This is a genomic window from Desulfogranum japonicum DSM 18378, from assembly GCF_000429945.1.
GTDB classification, from domain to species: Bacteria; Desulfobacterota; Desulfobulbia; order Desulfobulbales; family Desulfobulbaceae; genus Desulfogranum; species Desulfogranum japonicum.
Genome location: NZ_AUCV01000110.1, coordinates 1 through 2359, shown reverse-complemented (window position 1 = coordinate 2359; position 2359 = coordinate 1). Strand labels below are relative to the sequence as shown.

The following is a 2359-nucleotide window of genomic DNA, read 5'->3' as shown; positions in this document are numbered from 1 at the left end:
GATACAGGACCAAACCAAACCTTATCACTATCGCATACATTATCGGTGGGAAACTTAATTATGGCTTACCCACATGATGTAGCGAGGAGCCTTTTGGGTCTTTGTCATAGTTGCGGAACTATGCATTTCTCCAAGCCTTGGCGAAATGAAATCATATACCAAGCTATAGCGTCAGGTATTCTCAAGAAATGCATCACGAAGAAATCACGACGTAACTAGCTGTCTTATCGTCTATATACTTCAATGCGAGTAAGCTCCCTTTCCGCAACTATGGCAAAGACCCCATTTTTTAGATAATGAAAGCACATTAAGGCTTAATTAATAATATCATTATGTGAATATTGGAGTCATTTTTTTAATTTTCTTAAACGTAAAACTCCAATAACAATTAAAGTTATTCCAAGAAATGGACTTCCATACATTTTACCAGGATATCTTTCAAAAAAAGAGTAATCATATACGTATCTATAAATATGAAAGCCCAAAACAATTATTCCACCAGCAATAAAAAACCAAATATTTATCATATTCCCTTTGAATTCATTGTCACTCATAAACTAACGTCCGTGTATTTTGCAGGAATATAAGTGATTGGGGACGAATTGGAGACAAAACTAGCACCTTTGTTAAATGTATTTAGCATGGTAGTACCGAAAACGCGGAACCAATACCATTTGCAATGCCGTTTATCACCTCAGTTGTCACCCTTGCTTTATTAAAGGCAATATCCATCAAAGCACAAAAAATAACTGCTATGTAAGCCAAATAGCTAAATCCCATGTAGTCATTGTACAAGATGATATAAAACCAGTCTTGGCCAAAGATATATATTGAAGAAGATATTACGGTAGTTAGAAATAAAAGCATGCCAGGTAAGAATAGATGTGTAATGGCCTGGGGTTTAAAAAATGACACAGAAAGCAGAACGAGGAACATTATAAAATTTGTACCTAGAAATATTCGAAGGTCCATTTTTAGATTGCCCACGATTTCTATATACTTACCTTTAATAATATTCCCAAGTGTATCTTGGGCAACCTCTATATTTTTCATTCGCTCTAAATAGCCTGACGCTATCGACTTGGTTAAAGCTTTTTTCTTTTCGCAGTCGTAACCGCACATAGAAGCGATTATGCTAGCAATTTTCTCTGGTAGTTTATTGTCAATATCTTCTTTTATCTTTTCTTTCTCAAGTCCGAGTCGACCAGCAATATCTAGTGCTTTACCAGCAACTGTAGAATGGCTTGTAGCCTCATATTTTTCACGCACTTCTTTTTCAATTTGAAATTTGACGAAACCCTTCGCTGACTCTTCGATCATTTTAGGGGACACAAATGTAACGGAGAAAAGTATCCCAAACAAAAGAACCCCAAACAATCCTATTGATCTTAATATGATGTTCATAGCTTTCGTAACTTTTTAACTGGGTAGCGACGAGTTAGGTTTATCAGATGTTTTGACGGCATTGTCTGCATAGGAGAAACATTAAGTTTGACTGATCATCCTTTGTTAAGATCCCGCCATAGCGTCCACAGCCTATTTTTGATTGATTCACCGGCAAATTGCCTACAACATCGAACTTTATTCTCTCACGTATCAGCATACGGTGGTCCAATATTAAAGTCCATGCGCCCAGATTATACCCAAGGGAATTCAACGTTGATGGTATCTTCCTTCCGTAATAGAATCCGTCCTCAAAAGATTCAAGATTGGGCTCCGTTGCACTTTGCATGACTAGCATCAAGTAATCACAGGCTCCTCGGTGCTCCACGATACAGAAGACGACAGACTAGAACAGGTATTTTCCATGACGCAGTGTGACGCAGTCACCGCAGGCGTAGAGTTTCCTGGCCACCTTCGAATAACGTTTACGTGGCCTCGGCTTCTTTTTGGGGATCGAAATCTTCTTCAGGAAAGATTTAAGGACTTTCTTACGTACAGTATCATCACCAATATTTTCCCGCCAGTCAGTCAAACCATGGCCATTTTCAATAACGAACCTGACCTCTGAAATCAACTGATTGTTAAGGAGACCAATCTCCCATAAAGCCTGCGCCCCTGCAGTGAGATGAATCTCACAAAAAAGAGGTCCATCGAGAGAATATCTGTGCCCATTGAATTGGTCTAAAATGTCGGTTGCGTCAACTCCAGCATCATAGAGATCAAGGATGAGATTATAGATGTCATAACCAGGATCACTATCGACCATACCTGGACCGTCAATTGCCATGTGTAGAGTCTCGCTTCCCACAACCTAAGACAATGTCATAATTCTCGAGTACAACTACCTGTTGCGAGATAGTGTCTGCCAACGAAAATGAGAAAAGATAGATGGTCTCATGAGAGGGACGGGTCGTTA

Annotated in this window: 3 protein-coding genes; all 3 read right to left on the bottom strand. The window is 39.1% G+C overall.

The genetic code is table 11. The features are described from left to right. Positions 1-347 precede the first annotated feature (347 nt). A complete protein-coding gene (locus tag G493_RS0122510) occupies positions 348-554 on the bottom strand; it encodes a hypothetical protein (RefSeq protein ID WP_028582166.1) in 207 nt (68 codons plus the stop codon). Positions 555-636: 82 nt separating this feature from the next. After that, a complete protein-coding gene (locus G493_RS0122505) occupies positions 637-1404 on the bottom strand; it encodes a hypothetical protein (RefSeq protein ID WP_028582165.1) in 768 nt (255 codons plus the stop codon). A gap of 385 nt (positions 1405-1789) precedes the next feature. After that, complete coding sequence (locus G493_RS32665) at positions 1790-2230, bottom strand: hypothetical protein (protein ID WP_051309811.1); 441 nt, start codon at positions 2228-2230, stop codon at positions 1790-1792. Positions 2231-2359 lie beyond the last annotated feature (129 nt).

What these genes read in the sequence shown, in the direction of transcription:
- G493_RS0122510 (WP_028582166.1), bottom strand. Translation starts at nt 554, where the DNA reads ATGAGTGACAATGAATTCAAAGGGAATATGATAAATATTTGGTTTTTT.
- G493_RS0122505 (WP_028582165.1), bottom strand. Translation starts at nt 1,404, where the DNA reads ATGAACATCATATTAAGATCAATAGGATTGTTTGGGGTTCTTTTGTTT.
- G493_RS32665 (WP_051309811.1), bottom strand. Translation starts at nt 2,230, where the DNA reads ATGGCAATTGACGGTCCAGGTATGGTCGATAGTGATCCTGGTTATGAC.